The sequence below is a fragment of the Weizmannia sp. FSL W8-1119 genome, assembly GCF_038008605.1.
GTDB classification, from domain to species: Bacteria; Bacillota; Bacilli; order Bacillales; family Bacillaceae_C; genus Weizmannia; species Weizmannia coagulans.
The window spans coordinates 1639699-1660739 of record NZ_JBBOZL010000001.1; the positions used below are offsets into that span (position 1 = coordinate 1639699).

Here is a 21041-nt window from a genome sequence, read left to right on the forward strand (position 1 = left end):
GTCAAAATGAAATGATTATAAACAGTTAAAAACAACATTTATTACTTAAGAATCATTTTAATGAATCATCTTCATCACGGCCTGCATCAGCTGCGGGGAAAGATAAGCCTCGATGCAGGCAGCCGCGAGAGATGCGATGAAAACAGCGAGAAGCACACTGCAATACTTTAAAAACAATTGAAAAAAAGCAAAGTGGGCAGCCTGTTTCATAAAAATTTTCCGGATCAGGTTCAAGGAAAACATGACAGCCATCACCGAGGTGAAAATAAACAAAGGAATGATCAACAAATTTTGCGGGAGAACGGTCACAAACGAAAGCAAAAAACCGCCCCATTTCATCTGGTTGACAAGAAAACCGATCGAAAACCCGACGACAAGCCCCTTTAAAAATAAGAGAACAAGAATGAGCGGCAGGCCGATGATCGAAATCCCGAGCAGCCAGATGAGGCCGAGAAATTTCAAATTGTGCAGGAAGCTTGAACGGAACAGGTCCTCAGGCGCGGCAAGTTTGCCGGTTGAGACTTGTCCGAAAAATTGCTTTAAATAAAAAAACAAGTCTTCTTTCTGTGCGATCGACAGGCTGTTGACGATGACGGCGCCAAAAATGACGCCCATCAGGAACAACGCGATGACAAATGCATAAATAGAGGAGTTTTCCCGGATATGGCGGCTGACAGGATTTTGCAGGGCAATTTGCTTCATGAGCGGCGTCCCTCCTTCAAAAGATTGGCACTTGCTATTAATCTATGAAAGGAAAGTGCCGTTTATGAAAAAAAGTCCAAAACCGGAGCGAAACTATTCCGGCTTTGGATTCTTTACCCTGCCATATTTTCCGCCCCCGCCGGCCTCAAACGCCAATCCCCCGGAACGCTGTTTTAAGATCAGTTCCGAAAGCGGCGGTTTTACAACGCTTTTCAGGGCGGATGCCGGCACCCGGTGCAAAATATTCATCTCCGTCCCGAAATGGCTCAGCAGCCTGCCCATCGTTTTCGGGCCGAGCCCCGGCAAAAAATCAAGCGGTACCTGGTGGATGTAGGGCGGCCGGGCAGGATGCGAATGGGCGTCTGCCAGCTCTTCTATTCTTTCCGAGACACCTTTTGTTTTCAAGTGCGACCCGCAATGCAAGCATGGGCCGTTTGAAACAGGGTTCCGGCATTTGGCGCACGTCGTTGTATAATATTTCCCGAGTTTCGGGTTTAAGCCGTAATTGGCGGCAATCCGGTTTTCTCCTTCGCCGCGCAAAGCTTTTAACAGCCCTGTAAACCCCGGCGATTCCAGCAGCAATTTTTGGTATTCCCTGGCCATTTTGCCGAGGGAGTGGGCGTCTGAATTTGTCACGAACGGATAGCGGTGCAGCTCGCTGATTTTATCAGCCATGGCGGTATCAGAACTTAACCCCAGTTCCACAGCATCTATCAGATCCGGATCTAGCACTTCTGTTAGCGACCGTTCCACACCTTTTCCATAAAGGCTCTTAAAGGGAGTAAACACATGGGCGGGAATAAACATCCCGGAGAGTTCTTTCGTTTTTTCCTGCACTTTCCGGGCCTCTGCGCGGACCCGCTGTGTGCTTAAATGCGGATTGGACACGCGCCCGCCATACCATTCGGAAAACTTGCCGAGTGCGTCCATATCCGGAAAATAGCTGAGCAGATGGACCGGCCCGCGGCAGTTTTCATCATACACTTCCATTTCAATCCCGGGAATCAGCGTGACTTCGCCCTGGTAGAGAAGGCCGCCTTCATCAAGCTGCACCAGTTCGCCGGCTGCAAGAAGCGCCTTCATTTCTTCCCTGACTTCCGGGACATGGCAGTCGATCACCCCGATGAGATCGAGCCCTTTCGGCTGTTTGGCTGCCTTTAATATATTTTCAAGCGTCAGGCTTTTTGCCCCCGTAATTTTAACAGGCCTGCCCGTTTCCGTGCGCCCGATGTGGATGTGCAAATCTGCAAAGTACGGGCCGGCACTCATTTTCGCGCCTCTTCAAGCATCCAGTGCTGGAGGGCAACCAATGTTTTGGCGTCGCATATTTTCCCTGACCGGATCATTTCCCTGGCTTCATCCATGCCCAGTTCCAAAATATCGACAAATTCATCATCATCGCCCGCTTTTGGATCGGAAAGCTTTTCAAGGCCGGTTCCGGCATAAAGGTGGATATATTCGTCCGCAAAGCCCGGTGACGTATAAAAAGCGGTTACCGGTTCTAATTTTGCGCAGGCATAACCGGTTTCTTCCTCCAGTTCTCGTTTTGCCGCTTCAAGCGGATCTTCCCCCGGCTCGAGCTTCCCCGCCGGAATTTCAATGAGCGCACGTTCAGCCGCTTTCCGGTATTGTTCCACCATCACCACTTTATGCTCATTTGTGACCGCAAGCACACAGACGGCGCCGGGGTGCTTGATAACCTCGCGTTTCGACGTTTTTCCGTCCGGCAGTTCAACCTCCAGGACTTGCACGTGCAAAATTTTGCCGTTGAAAATTTCTTCCGTCTTCAATGTTCTCTCTTCGTATTTATGCATGTTACCCGGCTCCTTTTGTTCTTCATCTGAAACTGACGCATATATTTTACCATAAAAAACAGACTGTTCCGGGAGGGAAAGCTTCATGATCATCATTGTCCATCCGAAAGGCATCCTTATGAAGGGAAAAGCATGGGAAATTCGCGACAGGTTGAAAACATACCGCAAAAAATATGAAACGGTCGCCGAATGGGTTGCAAAAACAGCTTCCTCCTAAAGGTTCTGTCCCCACGTTTGTATTTTCCCCCGCCCCTTTTATACAATAAAAAAAAGGAGGCAGGAAAACATGGAAAAAAACCGGTTGGGAAATTCAGATTTATATGTTTCAAAGCTCGGGCTCGGCTGCATGTCACTCGGCACGGATCCGGAAAAAGCGCGGGCTGTGATTGAAGCCGCGCTTGAAGCAGGCATCAACTATTTTGACACGGCCGACCTTTATGATCACGGGGTGAATGAAAAACTAGTCGCAGAAGCGCTTAAACCTGTGCGCAGCGAAGTGGTCATTGCCACAAAAGCCGGAAACCGCTGGAATGAAGACGGCAAAACGTGGCGCTGGGATGCTTCCAAAGCATACATAAAAGAAGCGGCAAAACAAAGTCTGAAACGCCTCGGCACGGACTATATCGATTTGTACCAGCTGCACGGCGGCACGATCGAAGACCCGATAGACGAAACGATCGAAGCGTTCGAGGAATTAAAGGCGGAAGGCGTCATCCGCGCTTACGGCATTTCTTCCATCCGCCCGAACGTCATCCGCGAATATGTGAAAAAGTCATCCATCACAAGCGTCATGATGCAGTACAGCCTGCTTGACCGGCGGCCGGAAGAGGCAATCACGACGCTTTTGGGCGAAAACGGCATCAGTATTGTCGCAAGAGGCCCGGTCGCAAAAGGAATTTTAAGCGGCCTGGCGGAAAAGATTCCGGCAGGCGGCTATCTTGATTACCGCCATGAAGAAATCGCCGCCCTTCTTGAGAAGATTAAAAATACGCTTTTAACCGGCGGACGCACGATGCTTGAACTTGCGCTCCAATATGATCTCGCCTGCCCTCCGGTTGCCGCCGTGGTTGCCGGCGCCAGTTCCCCGGACCAGGTGCGGGCCAATGCAAAAGCCGTAAACGCTGCGCCGCTTACACCGGATGAGCACCGGCTTCTGCGCGAACTCACCAAGCAAAACCGGTACGAGGCGCACCGGTAATCTGTTTTCGGCAAAGAATGCATCGCGTTCTTTGCTTTTTTCTGTTTACTTATTTACCATGTCCCGGCCATTCTTTCTTGGTTATGCCGGAAATCATCCGTTTTCCCCGTACAAAGGAAGAATTTCCTTGCATACGGCAAATGAAAATCAGGGCGTCATAAATAGGACAGGCAGTTGCGTGAAAGCGACTGCCTGTCCTATTGCCATCTTTTTTAGCCTTTATATCGTTTCCAATCCAAATCGGATTCTTCCAGTAGTTCCGCAAACGATTTGTTCCGCTCGCGCTGCTTCCGTTCTTTTCTTTTCCGTTCTTCTTCCGCCCTCTTTTTTTCTGCTTCCGCTGCTGCAAGTTCCTGCTTTGCCTGCCTCAATTTTTCGAGCACATCTTTTTGCAGCGCATCCTCCAGCCGCACTTTCTCATCCTGTTTTCCTTTTTGTTGCGCCTGTCTCTTTTTTGCCATTTTCCGCCGTTTGCAAAGCCCGCATGCCGCAAATGCAGCCGGAGGCATTTTGCAAACCGCTTTCACCTCCCTTCTTCCATCTTCTTTTTTCATTATAATACATTTACCGGCGCTTCATCATCCATCAGGCGGTCCGTTCATAGGGAAACCGGGCTTTCCCGGGCTGAAAAATTTTTCCGGATGCTGGTTTCTCTCTTTAAATCAATGCGGTATCTCTGGTATAGTAGCGTTAAAGAAGAAATTTGCAAGGTTTTTGAATCCTTCCGGGGCTGCTTTTCGTATAAGACTTATGGCCGAATCAACCAAGATCGTGATCAGGGGTGTCGATGATGAAATTCTTTATTGGTACGGTGATTCGCACCGTGATGACCATTCTCAGCGTTTTTCTTCTCTTTCTCGCCATTTATTTTTCATCCGGCCATCTGTTCTGGCTGTCGCTTTTGCTTTCGCTTGCCGGCGGCTTTCTGATCAACCGGCTTGTGAAGTGGCAGATGTTCCGGCGTTTTCTGAAAGCGCAGCAGCTGACGCGGAAAGATTATCAGTATATCCGGAAAAACCTGAAAGAAGCGGACGAAAAAATCAGGCGGCTGCAAAAAACTTTTTTATCCGTCCGTTCAATCAGCACGTTCAAACTTTTTTATGATATGAATAAAGTCATCAGGAAAATACAGGCACTGGTCAAAAAAGAGCCGAAACGTTTCTATCAGGCTGAATCCTTTTATTTTTACCATTTGGATTCGATGGCGGAGCTTGCGGAAAAATATGCCCTCCTGCAATCCCAGCCTGTGAAAAACAAAGAAATGGCCGTGCAAATCCGGGAAACGGAAGAAACGTTAAAGCAATTGGGACGTGAAACAGAGAAAGATCTGTACCATATGCTTTCAACGGATATGGACGAGCTCGATTACGAACTGGCATACGCCAGGCACACGATCGAACGCAAATCCCCTTCCAGGCATGAAAGGAGTGCAAAAAAGTGACAGCAGATAAAGAACTTTGGCAGGAACCAACAAGCGGCGGGCTGGATGATCTGCTTGCCGATCCGTTCGGCGCGCGTGACGACATGCTGCCGGAAGAAGGGCAGAAAACAGAGCCTGCTGCCGGAGCAAAACCGTCCCGCCTTGTGGATATGCTGCCGGAGGAAAACAGGCAAAAGGCATACGAACTCGCAAAACAAATTGACCCGGCCAATCACCAGGCCGTCATTTTATATGGCACGCAGGCGCAATCGAAGCTGCTGAATTTCTCGCATGCCATGCTTGACCAGGTCCAAAAAAAAGATATCGGGGAAATCGGCGATATATTAAATGACCTGATGAAAAAACTTGAGCAGGTGAATCCCGAAGAACTCGCCCCGGAAAAGAAAAACTTCTTTTCGCGCATGTTCGGAAAAATTTCCAATTCGGTGCAGGAACTGCTTTCAAAATACCAGAAAACGAGCGCGCAGATCGACCGCATCAGCGTAAAGCTCGACCTCTCGAAAAAGACATTGCTGAAAGATATCCAGCTGCTCGAACAGCTGTATGAAAAAAACAAAGATTATTTCCATGCACTTAATATTTATATTGCAGCCGGCGAACTGAAGCTTGAGGAACTGAACACAAAAACGATTCCTGAAATGAAGAAAAAAGCGGAGGCAACCGGCGACCAGATGGCCTTCCAGGAAGTCAACGACATGATCCAGTTTGCCGACCGGCTTGAAAAACGGCTGCACGACTTAAAATTAAGCCGGCAAATCACGATCCAGAGCGCGCCGCAAATCCGGCTGATTCAAAACACAAACCAGACGCTGGCTGAAAAAATCCAGTCTTCTATTATGACGGCGATCCCGCTATGGAAAAACCAGATTGCGATTGCGCTGACGCTCATCCGCCAGCGCCATGCGGTCGAAGCGCAAAAACAGGTGTCCAAAACGACCAATGAACTGCTGTTGCGCAACGCCGAAATGCTGAAATCGAACACGATCGAAACGGCACAGGAAAATGAGCGTGGCCTTGTCGACATTGAAACGTTGAAAAAAACGCAGGAAAGCCTGATTTCAACGCTCGAAGAAACGCTGCGCATCCAGCAGGAAGGAAGAAGCCGGCGGTTCCAGGCCGAACAGGAACTGGCGACGATGGAAAACGAACTGAAACAAAAACTGATGAACCTGAAAGGGCCGGATGCCGGGGCGTCCTGACCGGGACGGGCAAAGCAGGACAAACCGGCCGGAAAGCCCGTTTCCGCTTTCAAAAAAAGATCCATCCGGAAAAGCGGCAGGAGCCTGAAAATAAACCGGCGCAACCGGAAACTTGCGCCGGTTTCTCTTTCCGCTTATTAAAACGCATCCGGCATCCTTTTTTACTTCAATATGTGTTTATTGCAAAATTAAAGTGCAGAGATGTGCAAAATTTCTATGCAAATGGTTATGCAGAGGGGCTTGACATGGAGGGATAGCCATGATAACCTGTTTAGGTTTGCCAAATCTGTTACAGCTGGCCGCTTGGCAAAAGAATCATGGCTGCAGAGGCTCCATGTCAAGCCCTTAATAGCGAGAATTCAGATTGAATTTTTATGCGGTATAAACGAATTTATATACTGCAATACTCTACACTTTTTTCTTGCAAAAAACAAATATGAGGAGTTTGGGTTATGTACTGGTCAGATCGAAAAGGAAACGTCATTTATTTTTTGCTGGCTCTGATTTTGTTATCTGTTGCTTGCTATAATATCTTTTTCAATTTAGGTAAATTTCCTATTTATAGTTGGGATGAAGCAAGACACGGAGTAAATGCTTATGAGATGTTAAGACAAGGAAATTTTATCGTCAATACTTATCGTTATAAGATGGATTATTGGAATTTAAAACCGCCTCTTAGTTATTGGGCCATCATGTTTGGCTATAAAACGGCGGGATTCAATGCTTTAGGATTAAGATTAATCTCAGGCATTTGTGCTATGTTGACGATTATCATCGTGGGCATTTTTGTGAAAAAGAATTTCGGAAATGCAGCTTCCTTATTATCGATGCTAACATTGTCGACAAGCACTCAATTTTTAATCAATCATAGTGCACGAACCGGTGACGCAGATTCTCTTTATGTCTTTTTATTTACAGTGGCTATTCTGTCTTTGTTGCTTAGCGAGAAAAAGGATTATTGGCTGTATGTATCGGGACTGGCCTTTGCTTTGGCTTTTTTAACAAAAAGTTGGCATGCAGGGAATATAGCCGTCATTATGGGATTGTACCTCTTTATTACTGGAAAATACAAAAAATTATCCTTTAAAAAATGGATGATGTTATGTTTGTGCATGATCGTGCCCATTTTGATTTGGGCGGTTATGCGATATCAATATGACGGCTTTGCTTTTTTCCAAAATATGATTTCGTATGACTTGCTGCATAGATCAACGGTTACCATTGAAGGTCATGTAGGCGATGAATCTTACTATGGAGTCATATTATCCCATTTTTACTTTTTGTGGTTCGCTGTTTTATTGGGAATGATTTTAGTCTATCATTTTCATCAAAATCTTTCGATTAATCTATTCAAGCATGAAAAACGATCTTATATAATAGGGCTCTGTTTATGGGTGATTGTTCCTTTCACCCTGTATACGTTAGCTAAAACGAAGATAAGATGGTATATTTTGCCTGTTTATCCTCCGCTAGCCATCATGATAGGGATTTTGGCCAGCAGAATTTTGTTGAAAGGTAAATGGTTGGTCAAAATAGTTCTTTTATCGACCATTCTTTTTGTTGCTCATTATTATGAAGGGGAAATTCTAATGTATGTCAACAACCCCATACCGAATGATCAATTAAGTTTGATTGAAAAAACGAAGTCATTGGATGGAGTAAGGGGCTACAGCTTATTTAAATACCATCCAAAAAGACATAAGGCGGTATGGGCTCAAAGTGCGGTTCTAACGGCTGAATTAGTGAATGATTTGAAAGTGCAAGGCGGAGATTTTCATGCCTTCTTAAAAAATGATAGAGCCTTGCTTTTAGTGAAAAAAAAGTTTTATACAAAACAATTGGCCGCTTCGAATCATTTAAACATCGTCGCCTCCAATCACTGGGGCTACATTCTTAATAAAGAGAAGATTCGGATGAAACATCAATTGAATTGAATCAGAGAATGACACATGTGGGATTGGACACCATTTATCGAAGGAGCAGGCAAGAATTTATGGATTCATTCTTGCCTGCTTTGTTCAATTCAAAAGTGATTGGTGACAAATATTTTCTATTCTTTAGGTCTTTAAAATGCCGAAATGCCCCATATATTGTTCACATGTCCTTTTTCAATACTTATATCTGCACTCTCTAATCCCCAAATCTTCCATTTCAAACGTTGTGAAAAAACAAAGTTCCATTATTTCCTCTATAATCCTATTTCTTTATTCATTGTTAAAAAATTTAACATATCGTGTTAAGAACATAATGTCAAAACCACCGAAAATGGGAGAAATAATCTGAACTACAGCTTTATATTTCAGAAAATTTAGTATTGACAAAAAGTGGGTTATATTTTATATTTATTTTGTGTTAAGTTATATAACATTTGTTTGAATTCTAACATTACCATCATATTAGAGGAGGATTTTGATGAAAAAGTGGTTCTCCCTGCCCGCCACGGCAGCAGCGCTTGCTGCAGGCGGGATCGGCTTTTACATGTCAGAGCGGGTAATGCATATACGAAAAAAAGAGGACAGCCTTGTCATAAGCCGGGAAGCGGCAGCGAAAAGGCTGGATCTTAAAGCGTACGAAGCATTGCCGAAAGAAGAAGTGTTTATTCCGTCCCCATTCGGTTACAAACTCAAATCGGTTTTTGTAAAGCCGTTTCCCGAGTCGAAAAAATGGATGATTTTTTGCCATGGCGTAACGGAAAACAAAATGAATTCCGTTAAATATATGAACCTGTTCTTGAAACGGGGCTTTAACGCTGTCCTCTATGACCACCGCCGCCACGGGGAATCCGGGGGCAGTACAACGAGCTACGGATACTATGAAAAGCATGACTTAAAAGCGGTAGCGGATGAACTGATCCGGCGCGAAGGGGACGGCATCTTTTTCGGGATCCACGGCGAATCGATGGGCGCCGCCACGCTCCTACTGTATGCCGGCGAGCTTTGCGGCCGCGCCGATTTTTACATCGCCGACTGCCCGTTTTCCTCGTTCCGGGCGCAATTGATCCGGGAATTTACGCGGGAAACGCGGCTTCCCGGAAAATGTTTTTTTCCGCTTGCCGATTTTTTTGTCCGCATCCGTGACGGCTACTCACTCCGCCGTGTGTCGCCGATTGATGTAGTCGGCCGGATCAAACAGCCGGTCCTCTTTATCCACAGCGCCAAGGACGACTACATTCCGCCCGCGATGACCAAAGCGCTGTATGAAAAGAAAAAAGGGCCGAAGCAGCTGTTTATTGCCGAAAACGGCGCCCACGCCCAGTCGCTCAACTTAAACCGCGAACAGTATGAACAGGCGATTGATGAATTTCTTGAAAAAATGGCGGCGCCCCGTAAGCTTTAATGCCATTTTTTTGCGAACGTCCGCCCATGTGGCTGAATATGGTATAGGAGCCTATCAAAACAGGGAGTGTCTATGATGGAAATCTATACCGTACAGCAAGGCGATACCCTTTGGCGGATTGCAAACTGCCTCGATGCCGATCTTGCCCAGCTTTTTTTGGCAAACGGGCTGACTGCATCATCCCCGCTCGTCCCCGGCCAGGCGCTTGCCGTTCCTGACCGGTTCTTTCAGTACATCGTCCAGGAAGGGGACCAGCTCGGCACGATTGCCGCACGCCTCGGCGTTCCGGCACAAGCGCTTATAAACGCCAACCAGCTCCGCAACCCCGCCTTGCTTTTTCCGGGGCAGGTGCTTTTTATCCCCTACCGGAACCATACGGTAACACAAGGTGAAACTTTATACAGCATTGCCCGTACTTACGGGGCGGACATGGGGGCCATTATCCAGGCGAACCGGCTGCCCGGCACGGCTCTTTCCGCTGGCCAGGTGCTGCGTGTGCCCGCACCCGGCCGCCCTGTAAAAGAAGTCAATGCCTATACAACCAGGTTCGGCGCTGCGGGCACCGCCGAAGTTTACCAGCTCGGGCTGTATTTTACGTACTTGTCCCCTTTCCGCTATACATTCCGCGAAGACGGCAGCCTGACGCCGCTCAACGACCGCTCCGTCCTTCAGGCAGCGGAAGCAAACGGCGTCCTTCCACTTTTAATCCTGGCCAATTTCACTTCGGAAGGATTCAGCTCCGATCTGGCTGCCCGGCTGCTTCGCAATGAAACATTGCAGGAAACTTTGATCAGCAATCTTCTCGCCACGATGCGGCAAAAAGGGTACAGGGGCATCAATTTTGATTTTGAATACGTGTATCCGGAAGACCGCGACCGTTATACGGCGTTTCTCAGGCGCGTCGTCCGCCGGTTCCGCCCGGAAGGCCTGCTCGTCTCGACTGCGCTTGCGCCGAAAATTTCCGGCACGCAGCCGGGGCTGCTTTACGAAGCCCACGATTACGGCGCACACGGGGCGATCGTTGATTTTGTTATTTTGATGACGTATGAATGGGGATGGGCCGGCGGCAGGCCGCGTGCCATCGCCCCGATTCCTGAAGTGAGGCGTGTCCTTGACTATGCCGTTACCGTCATTCCGCGGAATAAAATCATGATGGGGGCGCCGCTTTACGGGCGCGACTGGAGAATCCCGTGGCGCGCAGGCACAACGGCGCGTACGATCAGCCCGCAGGAAGCTGTTTCCCTGGCGGCACGGTACGGGGCTGACATCCGCTACCACCCGACCGACCAGGCGCCTTATTTCCGTTACACCGATGCATCAGGCCAGCAGCATGAAGTCTGGTTTGAAGACGCGCGCAGCATGCGGGCAAAAATCAATTTGCTGAACGAATACGGGCTGCGCGGAATCAGCTACTGGGTGCTCGGCAATCCGTTTCCCGAAAACTGGGTCGTGCAGCAGGCGCTCATTCAAGCAAGAAAACGGTAATCCACAAAAAACGGACGGATGCTGTTTCATGGAATGCTGCTTTTTGCCGCATTTCCCTGCATCGCCCGTACGAAAACAATCCGCCCGGCAGGCCTTTTCAGGCTTGCCGGTTTTTTTCATGCCTGCTCCACTTCCGTCACCGCGGAAAGTTTGATCGATATCCGCTCCCCTGTCTCCCCTGCCAGCTCCAGCCTTTTTTCAAGCGGCTGGAATTTTGTAATGGTACCGGTGGCTGTAAGAAAATCCCCCGCTTCAAAGAAACGGACCGTAACCGGCACGTGCAGCCGGCAGGCAGATACGAGCATGCGGTTCATCTCTTCAAGCTGCTGCTCATCGAGTTCGGGTTTTGCCTGTTTCTCCTGTTCTTTCTGCCATTTTAAAAGCGCCTGCTTATGCTCGGGCAAAAACATGCGTGACCCTTCCCAAAGTTTGTTGCCGCGCTGCAAGCGGCCGCTCATTTGTAATGCCCTCCTATCTTTTTGGCACGTTCAAGCGCCTGACCGGCCTCAAGCAGCGACACGGCGCGGATGACGGCGCCGGAACCGTATTTCTGCTTGATACGGTCGACCGCATACCCGATCTTTCTTTCCCCCTCCCTGTTTTCAAACAGATCAAGCTGCCGGATAGTATCCCGCGACAGGCGCGACAGCCCGACGCTGATACGGCGGACCGGGTTTTTGTCCCAAAACGAAAGAAACAGCCGGCATGCCGCCCGGTAAACGTCCATTGTCCCGTTTGTCGGTGCCGCAAGCGTCATCTGGCGGTGAAAGCCGGACGGATGTGCATCATCCGCCCCCTGGCAGCCGACCGAAACACAAGCGCCCATGACACCTGAAGTACGCGCCCGGAAACAGACTTCCTCGCAAAGTTCAAGAAGGGCGACTTTGATTTCATGCTCAAAATCGGCGTAGTCGCGCGGCAGTGTCATCGCATGCCCGATCGCTTTCTGCCCGGCGTGCGATTCCCGCAAGACGGGCGACTCATCAATACCGTTTGCCGTCTCCCACAGCACCTGGCCGCCAATCCCCCACCGTTTTTTTAAAACGGCAAGCGGAAAGCAGGCAAGCGCGCCGATTGTATAAATGCCGAGCCGCTTCAGATGCTGCTCCATCCGGCTGCCGACACCGAACATCCTGCCAACCGGCAAAGGCCATAAATGCGTTTTGAGATGATGATGGTCCAGTTCAAAAATGCCGGTTTTGTTTTTCTTTGCAAAATGGTCGCACGCCATTTTCGCCAGCACTTTGTTTGGCCCGATCCCGCAGCGAGCATACACGCCGGTTTCTTCCATGATGTCCCGCTGGATTTGCGCGGCGATCTCGCGCGGCTCCCCGAACAGCCGCCTGCTGCCCGTTACATCCATGAACTGCTCGTCAACTGAATACGGTTCAACCATATCCGTATAGCGGGCAAGAATCGAAGAAATCTGCACCGATACATCGAGATAGCGCTGCATGCGCGGCCGGACGATGACGGCATCCGGGCAGAGCTGCTGCGCTTCCCACAGGCGGAGCGCATTCTTCACGCCGCGCTTTTTCGCGAGCGGGCAGGCAGCGAGCACCACCCCGGACCGGCGCGCCGGATCGCCCGATACAATTACGGGTTTATCCCTGTATGCCGGATGATCGGCTTTTTCCACACTTGCATAAAAAGACTGCATATCGACGAGAAAAATCACACGCTGGCTCATCTTTCAACCCCTCTTACCTTAGAAACTGAACAACCAACACGAACTATAGTTCTTATTCTATTCCTCATTATAAACGAATATACGTTCTTTCGCCAATTGTTTTTTCAGGCAGAGGGGCTATATTTTTCCAAAACGCGCATCACACCGGCTGCTATTTTTTAAAGAAAGCCCGCCGTCCGAGCCTTTCCACAAGCCCGGGGAAAAGCCCATGGATGGCGGCGGATGCATTCATCCATTTTGGCGCATTGATTTCACGCCGGTTTACAAGCATCGTATCTGTAACTTTTTCTGCAAGTTTTTCGGGATCCAGCATCCATTTTTCAATATTTTTCCGGTAAGTGCCGGACCGGTCGGCAATGTCGAAAAAACCGGTTGCAACCGGGCCGGGATGAACGGCTGTCACATAGACGCCGAACCGCGCCATTTCCATGCGGAGGCTATCCGTAAAGCCGCGCACCGCAAACTTGCTCGCCGCATAGACGCTTGATTTCGGGGTCGCCATTTTGGCCGCCTGGGAAGCAATATTGATAATATGGCCGGCGCGGTTTTTTTGCATATGCGGGACAACCGCCTTGGTGCAGGCAATGAGCCCGATGACATTGACATCAAACATCCCCCTGACATCCTCCATGCGGATATCCTGCACTTCATCAAAAACGCCGAAACCGGCATTGTTCACGAGCACATCAATATGGCCGCAGCGGTTATAAATCGTTTCAAAAACAGCAGGAATTTTGCCGTGTTCCGCCACATCACAGCGGACGGCCAGACACGAAACCGGGTAAACTGCTTCGATCTCCGCCTTGATTTTTTCAAGTTTGTCAAGGCTTCTGGCGAGCAGAACAAGGTTAGCCCCGTTTTTGGCGGCGGCAAAGGCGATTTTTTCCCCGAGGCCGCCGGAAGCACCGGTAATCACGACCGTTTTCTTCCGGATCCGTTTATTTGCCATGTTGCCATTTTCTCCCTTCTATCCTGAAAATTTGTGCTTGTCCATTTTTCCTCAGCTGGTGCCGTTTGCCGTGGCATGGATGCCTATTCTGAAAAATGGCGCCGGCTAATTTTCATGCTTACACCCGTCCGGCGTTCATTGCGGCATGCACGCCGGGCACGGATTTTTTATCTGAAAATTCGCGGAATCACCCTTGACAACTCCCCGATTTTTCTTCATAATAAGTAATACCATTTTGATAAGCGATCGGCTGTGACCAGGACCAGTAAGCCGGGCATGATGCAAGAGAGCGGGGTTCTCAGGCTGGAAGACTCCGCCATCCGCTGCCCGTCCGAACCTGCCTGTGAGCTGTTTGGCAAAACCAAACCGGATGAAAACCGTTAACCAAATGAGATGCAGGATGGATTCCTGCAATAAAGGTGGTACCGCGGAACATGCCCTTTCGTCCTTTACGGATGAAGGGGTTTTTGCTTTGAAAGGAGGTATTTGCATGAAAATCTCATTTATTGGCGCCGGGTCCATGGCCGAAGCGATGATCAGCGGCATGCTTGAAAAAAGAATCGTAAAACCTGGGGACATCCACGCCCATAACCGCACGAACAAAAAAAGGCTCCGCACGTTGGAACAGAAATACGGCATCCGGGCTGCAGACGGCCTTAACCAGCTTTTTGAAGGCCCGGACGCGGTCATCTTAGCTGTAAAACCGAAAGACGCCCCGGATGTGCTCGAATCGGTCCGGCCGCTCGTATCCCCGGACACGCTGCTGGTATCGGTAGCGGCCGGCATCACGATTCCGTTTATCGAAAACAAGATTGGCCGGCACATTCCTGTTGCGCGCGCGATGCCGAACACATCGGCGAAAGTCGGGCTGTCGGCAACCGGCATCGCCTTTAACGCCGCCGCGACAAAACAGCACCGGCACCGGGCGTTTGCCATTTTTTCGACAGTCGGCATGGCCATGGCGGTAAAAGAAGAACAGCTCGATGCCGTAACCGGGCTGTCGGGGAGCGGGCCGGCGTATATTTATTATATCGCCGAAGCGCTCCAGCAGTCAGCTGCAGAAATCGGGCTCGACGCACAAACGGCAAAACAATTCATCCTCCAGACGATCATCGGCGCAGCAGAAATGCTGAAAACTTCAGCCGAACCGCCGGAAGCGCTCCGAAAAGCCGTCACAAGCCCGAACGGCACCACCGAAGCCGCGATCCGCGTCCTTGACGAACGCGAGGTCAAACAAGCTTTCATTGACTGTGTAAAAGCAGCAGCAAAGCGGGCAAATGAATTGTCGAACGCAGAAGAAGAAATCCCCGCAAGAGAATAACCGGCAGCAAAAAAAGCGGCAGGCAAGCCGCTTTTTTTGCTTTAAAAAACAGGCACTTCCATCAAATCATGGACAAGCAGGCTGTCGGGGAATAATGCTTGCGCTTCCTGCTCAAGCGCCGGCCAGTCTTCTTTTCCGTACCTGGCACTGATATGGGTGAGAAGCAGCCGTTTTGCCCCCGCCTGCTTTGCCGTTTGCGCCGCGTCCGCCGTCGTCGAGTGAAAATAATCATGCGCCATTTGCCCGCTCTCTTTGTTAAACGTTGCTTCGTGAATGAGAAGATCGGCATTGGCTGCGAGCCGGATTGCCGCCTCATTCGGCCTTGTATCGCCAAGGATGGCAATGATCTTTCCCTTTTTCGCCGGGCCAAGATAATCTTTTCCGCTGATCACGCGGCCGTCTTCCAATGTTACCGTCCGGCCTTCTTTCAGCAGCCGGTAAACAGGGCCCGGGCGGATCCCTTCTTTTTTCAATTGATCCGCATTCAGCGCGCCCGGTTTGTCTTTTTCGGCAATCCGGTAGCCGAAGCTTTCGATCCCGTGGTCAAGCCGCAGGGCACAAACCATAAAGCGGTCGTCTTCAAATACCGTCCCTTCTTCAATTTCGATGATCTCCAAAGGATATTTCAGATGGGTTTCGCTCACCTTCAGGGAAACTTCCACAAACGCTTTTGTGCCTTTCGGGCCGTAAACGGTAAGCGGACCGTTCCCGCCCTGGAACGACCGGCTCCCGAGAAACCCGGGAAGCCCGAAAATATGGTCGCCGTGCAAGTGGGTGATAAAAATTTTTTCAACTTTGCGCGGTTTGATGTTGGTGTGCAAAATCTGGTGTTGTGTTGCCTCCCCACAGTCAAAAAGCCAGATTGCATTTCGTTCCTCCAGCAATTTGAGCGCAATGGACGTGACGTTTCTTGCTTTGGCAGGCACACCCGCGCCGGTTCCTAAAAATAAAATTTCCAAATGATGTTCCCCCCTTTCCTGCCGGATCCCGGCCGCACATATAGAACTATCTTATCATAATTTTACGGAAAGGAAACTATTGCATATCATTTGCGTATTTGCCCGTGAAAGTCTAGAATATAGTGACAATGAAATGGGGCCGGAAAGCGGAAAAAACAAATGATTTTTCCCTGCCTTTGAAATGAAACGGCTGCAACAAGGCAAACTATAACCGTATCAGGAGACAAGCCGGCCTTAAATCGTGATTTTTTGAACAAAGAGAGGTAAGAAAGATGCAGACAACCGAGACACCGAAATCGTTATTTATGCTTTTTGGCGCAACAGGTGATCTGGCGAAGCGCAAGCTGTTTCCTTCCCTGTACAATTTATACCGGAAAGGCAGGCTGTCAGAGCATTTCGCCGTGATCGGCACGGCAAGAAGAGAATGGACGGATGAAATCTTCCGTGCGCATATCAAAGATTCCGTTCTGAGCGCGAGAGAACATGCTGAACAGCTTGAAGCGTTTGCCACCCATTTTTACTATCAGCCGCATGATGTGACAGACAGCAACTCATACATACAGTTGAAGCAATTGGCGGATGAACTGGATGAAAAGTACCAACTGGAAGGCAACCGCATCTTCTATTTGGCGATGGCCCCGGAATATTTCGGGACGATTTCGGACCATCTGAAAAGTGACGGGCTTACCGCTACAAACGGGTTTAAACGGCTTGTTATTGAAAAACCTTTCGGGCACAGCCTCGAATCAGCGAAACAGCTGAACAGCCAGATCCGGAAATCTTTTTCAGAAGACCAGATTTACCGAATCGACCATTATCTAGGCAAAGCGATGGTACAAAATATTGAGGTCATCCGGTTTGCCAATGCCCTGTTCGAGCCGCTTTGGAACAACCGTTATATTTCCAACATCCAGATTACATCAAGCGAGATGCTCGGCGTGGAAGAACGGGCGCGGTATTACGAAGCGAGCGGGGCGCTCAGGGATATGGTGCAAAACCATATGCTGCAAATGGTGGCGCTTCTTGCAATGGAACCGCCGATCAGCCTGACAACAAACGAGATCCGGAGCGAAAAAGTGCGGGTGCTGCGTGCCTTGCGCTCCATTGAAGGAAAAGATGTGCCGGCATACTTCGTGCGCGGCCAGTACGGCCCGGGCGAAATGGGCGGCAAGAAAGTCCCGGGTTACCGGGAAGAGCTGAATGTAGCGCCGGATTCCCGGACCGAAACGTTTGTCGCTGGGAAACTGATGATTGATAATTTCAGATGGGCGGGCGTGCCGTTTTACATCCGTACCGGCAAACGGATGGCGGCGAAATCGACGAAAATTGTCGTGCAGTTTAAAGATATCCCGATGAATTTGTACTACAATACAAATCATGAACTGAATCCGAATCTGCTTGTCATCCATATCCATCCGGAAGAAGGGATTTCGCTTCATCTGAACGCCAAAAAACCGGGCCAGCATATGGAAACCACCCCTGTGCAGCTCAGTTTTGCAAGCAGCAGCAAAAACGGCATCAATACGCCCGAAGCTTATGAAAAATTGATCCATGACTGCCTGATGGGCGACGCGACCAACTTTACCCATTGGGATGAAGTCGCCTTATCATGGAGCTTTGTCGATAATATTTCAAAAGTGTGGGAAAACAAGCCGATTTCATTCCCGAATTACAAATCCGGTTCGATGGGGCCGAAAGCAGCTGATGAACTGCTGGAAAAAGACGGCTTCTTCTGGTGGCCGGTCGAAGATCTGGAAGTCGGGAACTGCTGAACCTGTTAAAAAGGAACACGCGCAAGGCGTGTTCCTTTTTTATGGGGTGTGCCGGTAATTACTTGCGGGGATCCGGCGGCTTTCCCGCTTCTCTCCCGGTTTGGATAATCTGCTCCCCGAATTTCTCGCGGAGCCGGCTGATTGCCTCATACAGCGGCTCTTTTTTGGCTGCGTCTTCATATGAAAACAGGCTCAGCTGCTCCGCTTCCGCCTTGCGGTCCGTTAAACCGGACGCGGTAATGCCCAAAAGGCGCACGGGCTGCCCGTTCCAGTTCCGGATAAAAAGCGTGCGGGCGGCTTGAAATAACGCATCGCCGCTTTCAACCGGCCCTGCGCTTTTTTTGCTCCTCGTCACTGTTTTCCGGTCCGCGTAACGGATCATGATGCCGACATTGGTTGCCGCAACCTCCTTTTTTCTCATCCGTTCCGCCGTTTCATCCGCAAGCTTTTTCAATACGGCATCGATGCGGTGTTCCTCCTCCGTATCCTCGGGCAGCGTCACCATCCGCCCGACGCTTTTGGTGACGTTTGCGGATTCGGGGTCAACAGGGCGCGGGTCTCTCCCGTTCGCCCTTTCTTTCAAACGGATGCCGCGGATGCCGAGGAGCTGCTTTAAAAGAAAATCATCCGCATGCGCCAGATCGCCGATGGTAAAAAGGCCGCGGGCGCTAAGCTTTTCCGCCGTTTTGCCGCCTACGCCGTGCATCTCGATCAACGGCTTCGGCCATAATAAACGGGGAATATCCCGCTTTCTTAAAATGGTGATGCCCATTGGTTTTTTCATATCCGACGCCGTTTTCGCCAAAAATTTATTCGGGGCGATCCCGATGCTTGACGGCAAATCGAGTTCCACAAGAATTTGCTGCTGGATCGATTCAGCAATGGCAGGCGGCGTCCCCAGTTCCTCCAGGCCGGTAATGTCCACATAGCCTTCATCGATCGAAACCGGTTCGACCAAAGGCGAGTACGCGCGGAGAATCGAAAACATTTCGGCGGATGCTTTTTTATACAGTTCAAAACGGGGCGGCACGATTAAAAGATCCGGGCAGCGTTTTTTTGCTTCCCAGACCGGCATGGTCGTTTTTACGCCGAATTTTCTCGCTTCATAGCTGCACGTCACAATGATGCCCTTCCGTTCTTTTGGATTCCCGGCAACGGCCAGCGGCTTCCCTTTAAGCGCAGGGTTTTCCGCCATTTCAACCGAGGCGAAAAAACTGTTCATATCGACATGCAAAATGACACGGCCGTTTTTCGGATAAAATGCTTTCATCTTCACCCACTCCGGCGCTTCACGAATTTTCAGCCGCTTCTTTCATATAAGCGGCAATGTCTGCAATCCCTTCAAGCGACGCCATAAACAAATCGGCATCCACAATGGTAATCAGCCTGTCCTTCAAACTTGCGACAGCCGTAAAATAATTTGTCCGCCCGTAGCCGGCAAGGCCGATCTGTTTTTTCTCTTCTTCCTGTATTTCCACAATATCGTTTGCCTCTTTGACGAGCAGGCCGACCGGAATGGCTTCCGTCCGGACGACGATCATGCGGGCGTCCTCTATGGAGGAAAGCGGTGTCTGGTAAAAACAGTGCTCGACGTCAATAATCGGGATCAGTTCATCCCTCACCTTCATGATGCCCCGTACAAATGCAGGCAGTTTCGGGACAGGATTGGCTGCTTGCGCTTTTTCAACAGAGATGACCGATCCGATATGAATGCCGTACTCCTCTTCCCCCGTTTTAAAAATGATATATTTATTGAGCGCTTCCAACTTATCGCTTCCTTTCTTAAAAAGGAAGCGGTTATCCCGCTTCCGCCTCAAATCCTGTTACTCCCCGCCGGCCACTTCCGCAATGGCAACCGCCATCTCAGCCAGTTTGACCAGTTCTTTAACCGGGATCCTTTCCTTTGTCGTATGGATTTCTTCATATCCTGTGCCGAGATTGACCGTCGGAATGTTAAAACCTGCAATGACGTTGGCATCGCTTCCGCCCCCGCTTTGCACCAGCTTGCTCTCGCGTCCGATTTTTGCCGCTGCTTTTTTGGCCACTTCCACCACCTGGTCGCCGTCTGAGAATTTAAATCCCGGGTACATGACCTTCACTTCGACTTCCGCTTTTCCGCCCATTTCAAGCGCCGTCTGTTCAAAAGCCGCTTTCATTTTGGCAACCTGCGCTTCCATTTTTTCCGGAACGAGCGAACGGGCTTCCGCCAGAATATCGACGCGGTCGCAGACGATATTGGTTGCCTGGCCGCCTTCAAAGCGCCCGATATTTGCGGTTGTTTCACTGTCAATGCGGCCGAGCGGCATTTTTGAGATCGCTTTTGCGGCAATGGTGATCGCGGAAACCCCTTTTTCCGGCGCGACACCGGCATGGGCGGTTTTGCCTAAAATGGTTGTTTTGATTTTGGCCTGCGTCGGGGCAGCCGTCACAATCGTGCCAACAGGGCCATCGCTGTCAAGCGCAAAACCGTATTTCGCTTTTAACAGCGAAGGATCGAGCGCGCGCGAACCGACCAGGCCGGACTCTTCGCCAACAGTGATGACAAACTGGATATCCCCATGGCGGATTTGGTCTTCTTTCAATACCCGGATCATTTCCAGCATAGCGGAAAGCCCGGCTTTGTCGTCAGATCCGAGGATTGTTGTACCGTCTGACCGGATCCAGCCGTCTTTGATGGACGGTTTGATGCCTTTCCCCGGAACGACTGTATCCATATGGGAAGTAAAATAAATCGGCGCCGCTTCAGGGACATTGCCTTTCAAAGTGCAGATCAGGTTGCCAAAGCCGTGCCCCGTTTTTGCTTTTGTATCATCCTCATATACTTCAAGGCCAAGGCCTTCAAATTTTTGTTTTAAAACCTTGCCAATTTCTTCTTCATGGCCGGTTTCCGAATCCACCTGGACCAGTTCCAAAAATTCTTTTACTAACCGTTCTTCATTTACCATGGAAAAACCTCCAATATGTATATGTACGTTAATAGTATAACGCGAATGATTTTACTTGTACAACCGGCGGCTTCAGGCTAGAATAAAAATGATTACCGTCCGATTAAGAGGTGAAGTCCGCTTTGTCGAAAAAAACGCAGAAAATTGTCGTGTACTTAATGCTCATTGCCATGCTGGCAGGAACAGTGCTTTCCGGCCTTTCCATGCTGTTTTAAAAAAGGAACGGGGTA

21 protein-coding genes are annotated in these 21041 nt (G+C 49.7%); 10 read left to right on the forward strand and 11 right to left on the reverse strand.

The features are described 5' to 3' along the window. Positions 1 to 57: 57 nt before the first annotated feature. From spoIIM to NSQ19_RS08005, 3 genes are all read right to left on the reverse strand, one after another. On the reverse strand, positions 58 to 702 hold the full coding sequence (spoIIM, locus tag NSQ19_RS07995) for a stage II sporulation protein M (protein WP_340702686.1): 645 nt from the start codon (positions 700 to 702) through the stop codon (positions 58 to 60). 93 nt (positions 703 to 795) lie between these two features. Continuing rightward, positions 796 to 1971, reverse strand: coding sequence for an endonuclease Q family protein (locus NSQ19_RS08000; RefSeq protein WP_340702687.1), 1176 nt, complete (start codon positions 1969 to 1971; stop codon positions 796 to 798). Then, a complete protein-coding gene (locus NSQ19_RS08005) occupies positions 1968 to 2516 on the reverse strand; it encodes an NUDIX hydrolase (RefSeq protein WP_061566879.1) in 549 nt (182 codons plus the stop codon). Before NSQ19_RS08005 ends, NSQ19_RS08000 begins: the two co-directional genes overlap by 4 nt. Positions 2517 to 2601: 85 nt before the next feature. On the opposite strand from NSQ19_RS08005, the gene mciZ reads away from it, so the two are divergent. Then, a complete protein-coding gene (mciZ, locus tag NSQ19_RS08010; RefSeq protein WP_013859569.1) occupies positions 2602 to 2733 on the forward strand; it encodes a Z-ring formation inhibitor MciZ in 132 nt (43 codons plus the stop codon). Between the two features lie 69 nt (positions 2734 to 2802). Continuing rightward, positions 2803 to 3714: an aldo/keto reductase gene (locus tag NSQ19_RS08015; protein ID WP_013859570.1), complete on the forward strand. Its 912-nt coding sequence runs from the start codon at positions 2803 to 2805 to the stop codon at positions 3712 to 3714. A 212-nt stretch (positions 3715 to 3926) separates the two neighbouring features. Here the strand turns inward: NSQ19_RS08015 and NSQ19_RS08020 are convergent, their stop codons facing one another. Next, a complete protein-coding gene (locus tag NSQ19_RS08020; protein ID WP_327076748.1) occupies positions 3927 to 4268 on the reverse strand; it encodes a YqkE family protein in 342 nt (113 codons plus the stop codon). A gap of 236 nt (positions 4269 to 4504) precedes the next feature. Here NSQ19_RS08020 and NSQ19_RS08025 point away from each other — a divergent pair, with 236 nt between their 5' ends. The 5 genes from NSQ19_RS08025 to NSQ19_RS08045 all read left to right on the forward strand — a co-directional run bounded on the left by NSQ19_RS08025 (position 4505) and on the right by NSQ19_RS08045 (position 11175). Further along, positions 4505 to 5155 (forward strand): 5-bromo-4-chloroindolyl phosphate hydrolysis family protein, encoded by a 651-nt coding sequence (locus tag NSQ19_RS08025; protein WP_017553629.1) that lies wholly within the window; start codon positions 4505 to 4507, stop codon positions 5153 to 5155. Then, a complete protein-coding gene (locus NSQ19_RS08030) occupies positions 5152 to 6354 on the forward strand; it encodes a toxic anion resistance protein (RefSeq protein ID WP_340702688.1) in 1203 nt (400 codons plus the stop codon). The genes NSQ19_RS08025 and NSQ19_RS08030 overlap by 4 nt, the downstream gene beginning before the upstream one ends. 452 nt (positions 6355 to 6806) lie before the next feature. Continuing rightward, positions 6807 to 8288, forward strand: coding sequence for an ArnT family glycosyltransferase (locus NSQ19_RS08035; RefSeq protein WP_340702689.1), 1482 nt, complete (start codon positions 6807 to 6809; stop codon positions 8286 to 8288). Positions 8289 to 8766: 478 nt separating this feature from the next. After that, entirely contained in the window at positions 8767 to 9690 is a 924-nt protein-coding gene (locus tag NSQ19_RS08040; RefSeq protein WP_013859574.1) for an alpha/beta hydrolase, read from the forward strand. A 75-nt stretch (positions 9691 to 9765) separates the two neighbouring features. Then, positions 9766 to 11175 (forward strand): LysM peptidoglycan-binding domain-containing protein, encoded by a 1410-nt coding sequence (locus NSQ19_RS08045; protein ID WP_340702690.1) that lies wholly within the window; start codon positions 9766 to 9768, stop codon positions 11173 to 11175. 116 nt (positions 11176 to 11291) lie between these two features. Here the strand turns inward: NSQ19_RS08045 and NSQ19_RS08050 are convergent, their stop codons facing one another. The 3 genes from NSQ19_RS08050 to NSQ19_RS08060 form a co-directional block, all read right to left on the reverse strand. Next, complete coding sequence (locus NSQ19_RS08050; protein WP_013859576.1) at positions 11292 to 11633, reverse strand: YolD-like family protein; 342 nt, start codon at positions 11631 to 11633, stop codon at positions 11292 to 11294. Continuing rightward, entirely contained in the window at positions 11630 to 12865 is a 1236-nt protein-coding gene (locus NSQ19_RS08055; RefSeq protein WP_013859577.1) for a DNA polymerase IV, read from the reverse strand. Before NSQ19_RS08055 ends, NSQ19_RS08050 begins: the two co-directional genes overlap by 4 nt. A 151-nt stretch (positions 12866 to 13016) precedes the next feature. Further along, positions 13017 to 13814: an SDR family NAD(P)-dependent oxidoreductase gene (locus NSQ19_RS08060; protein WP_017553634.1), complete on the reverse strand. Its 798-nt coding sequence runs from the start codon at positions 13812 to 13814 to the stop codon at positions 13017 to 13019. Positions 13815 to 14304: 490 nt separating this feature from the next. Here NSQ19_RS08060 and proC point away from each other — a divergent pair, with 490 nt between their 5' ends. Beyond that, positions 14305 to 15135 carry a pyrroline-5-carboxylate reductase gene (gene proC, locus NSQ19_RS08065; RefSeq protein ID WP_340702691.1) on the forward strand — a complete coding sequence of 277 codons (831 nt, stop codon included), beginning with the start codon at positions 14305 to 14307 and terminating at the stop codon, positions 15133 to 15135. A gap of 41 nt (positions 15136 to 15176) precedes the next feature. On the opposite strand, the gene rnz is transcribed toward proC, so the two are convergent. Beyond that, a complete protein-coding gene (rnz, locus tag NSQ19_RS08070) occupies positions 15177 to 16094 on the reverse strand; it encodes a ribonuclease Z (RefSeq protein ID WP_340702692.1) in 918 nt (305 codons plus the stop codon). A gap of 272 nt (positions 16095 to 16366) precedes the next feature. Here rnz and zwf point away from each other — a divergent pair, with 272 nt between their 5' ends. Then, positions 16367 to 17866, forward strand: coding sequence for a glucose-6-phosphate dehydrogenase (gene zwf, locus NSQ19_RS08075; RefSeq protein WP_013859582.1), 1500 nt, complete (start codon positions 16367 to 16369; stop codon positions 17864 to 17866). Positions 17867 to 17924: 58 nt separating this feature from the next. Here the strand turns inward: zwf and NSQ19_RS08080 are convergent, their stop codons facing one another. Genes NSQ19_RS08080 through NSQ19_RS08090 form a run of 3 tightly spaced genes read right to left on the reverse strand, consistent with a single transcriptional unit; the run spans position 17925 to position 20811 of the window. Further along, positions 17925 to 19136: a DNA polymerase IV gene (locus NSQ19_RS08080; RefSeq protein ID WP_013859583.1), complete on the reverse strand. Its 1212-nt coding sequence runs from the start codon at positions 19134 to 19136 to the stop codon at positions 17925 to 17927. 19 nt (positions 19137 to 19155) lie between these two features. Continuing rightward, complete coding sequence (locus NSQ19_RS08085; RefSeq protein WP_081105616.1) at positions 19156 to 19683, reverse strand: chemotaxis protein CheW; 528 nt, start codon at positions 19681 to 19683, stop codon at positions 19156 to 19158. Positions 19684 to 19689: 6 nt separating this feature from the next. Further along, positions 19690 to 20811, reverse strand: coding sequence for a tripeptidase T (locus NSQ19_RS08090; RefSeq protein ID WP_340702693.1), 1122 nt, complete (start codon positions 20809 to 20811; stop codon positions 19690 to 19692). A gap of 122 nt (positions 20812 to 20933) precedes the next feature. Between NSQ19_RS08090 and prli42 the strand changes: the two genes are divergently transcribed. After that, a complete protein-coding gene (prli42, locus tag NSQ19_RS08095; protein WP_017550500.1) occupies positions 20934 to 21026 on the forward strand; it encodes a stressosome-associated protein Prli42 in 93 nt (30 codons plus the stop codon). The last annotated feature ends 15 nt before the right edge of the window (positions 21027 to 21041 follow it).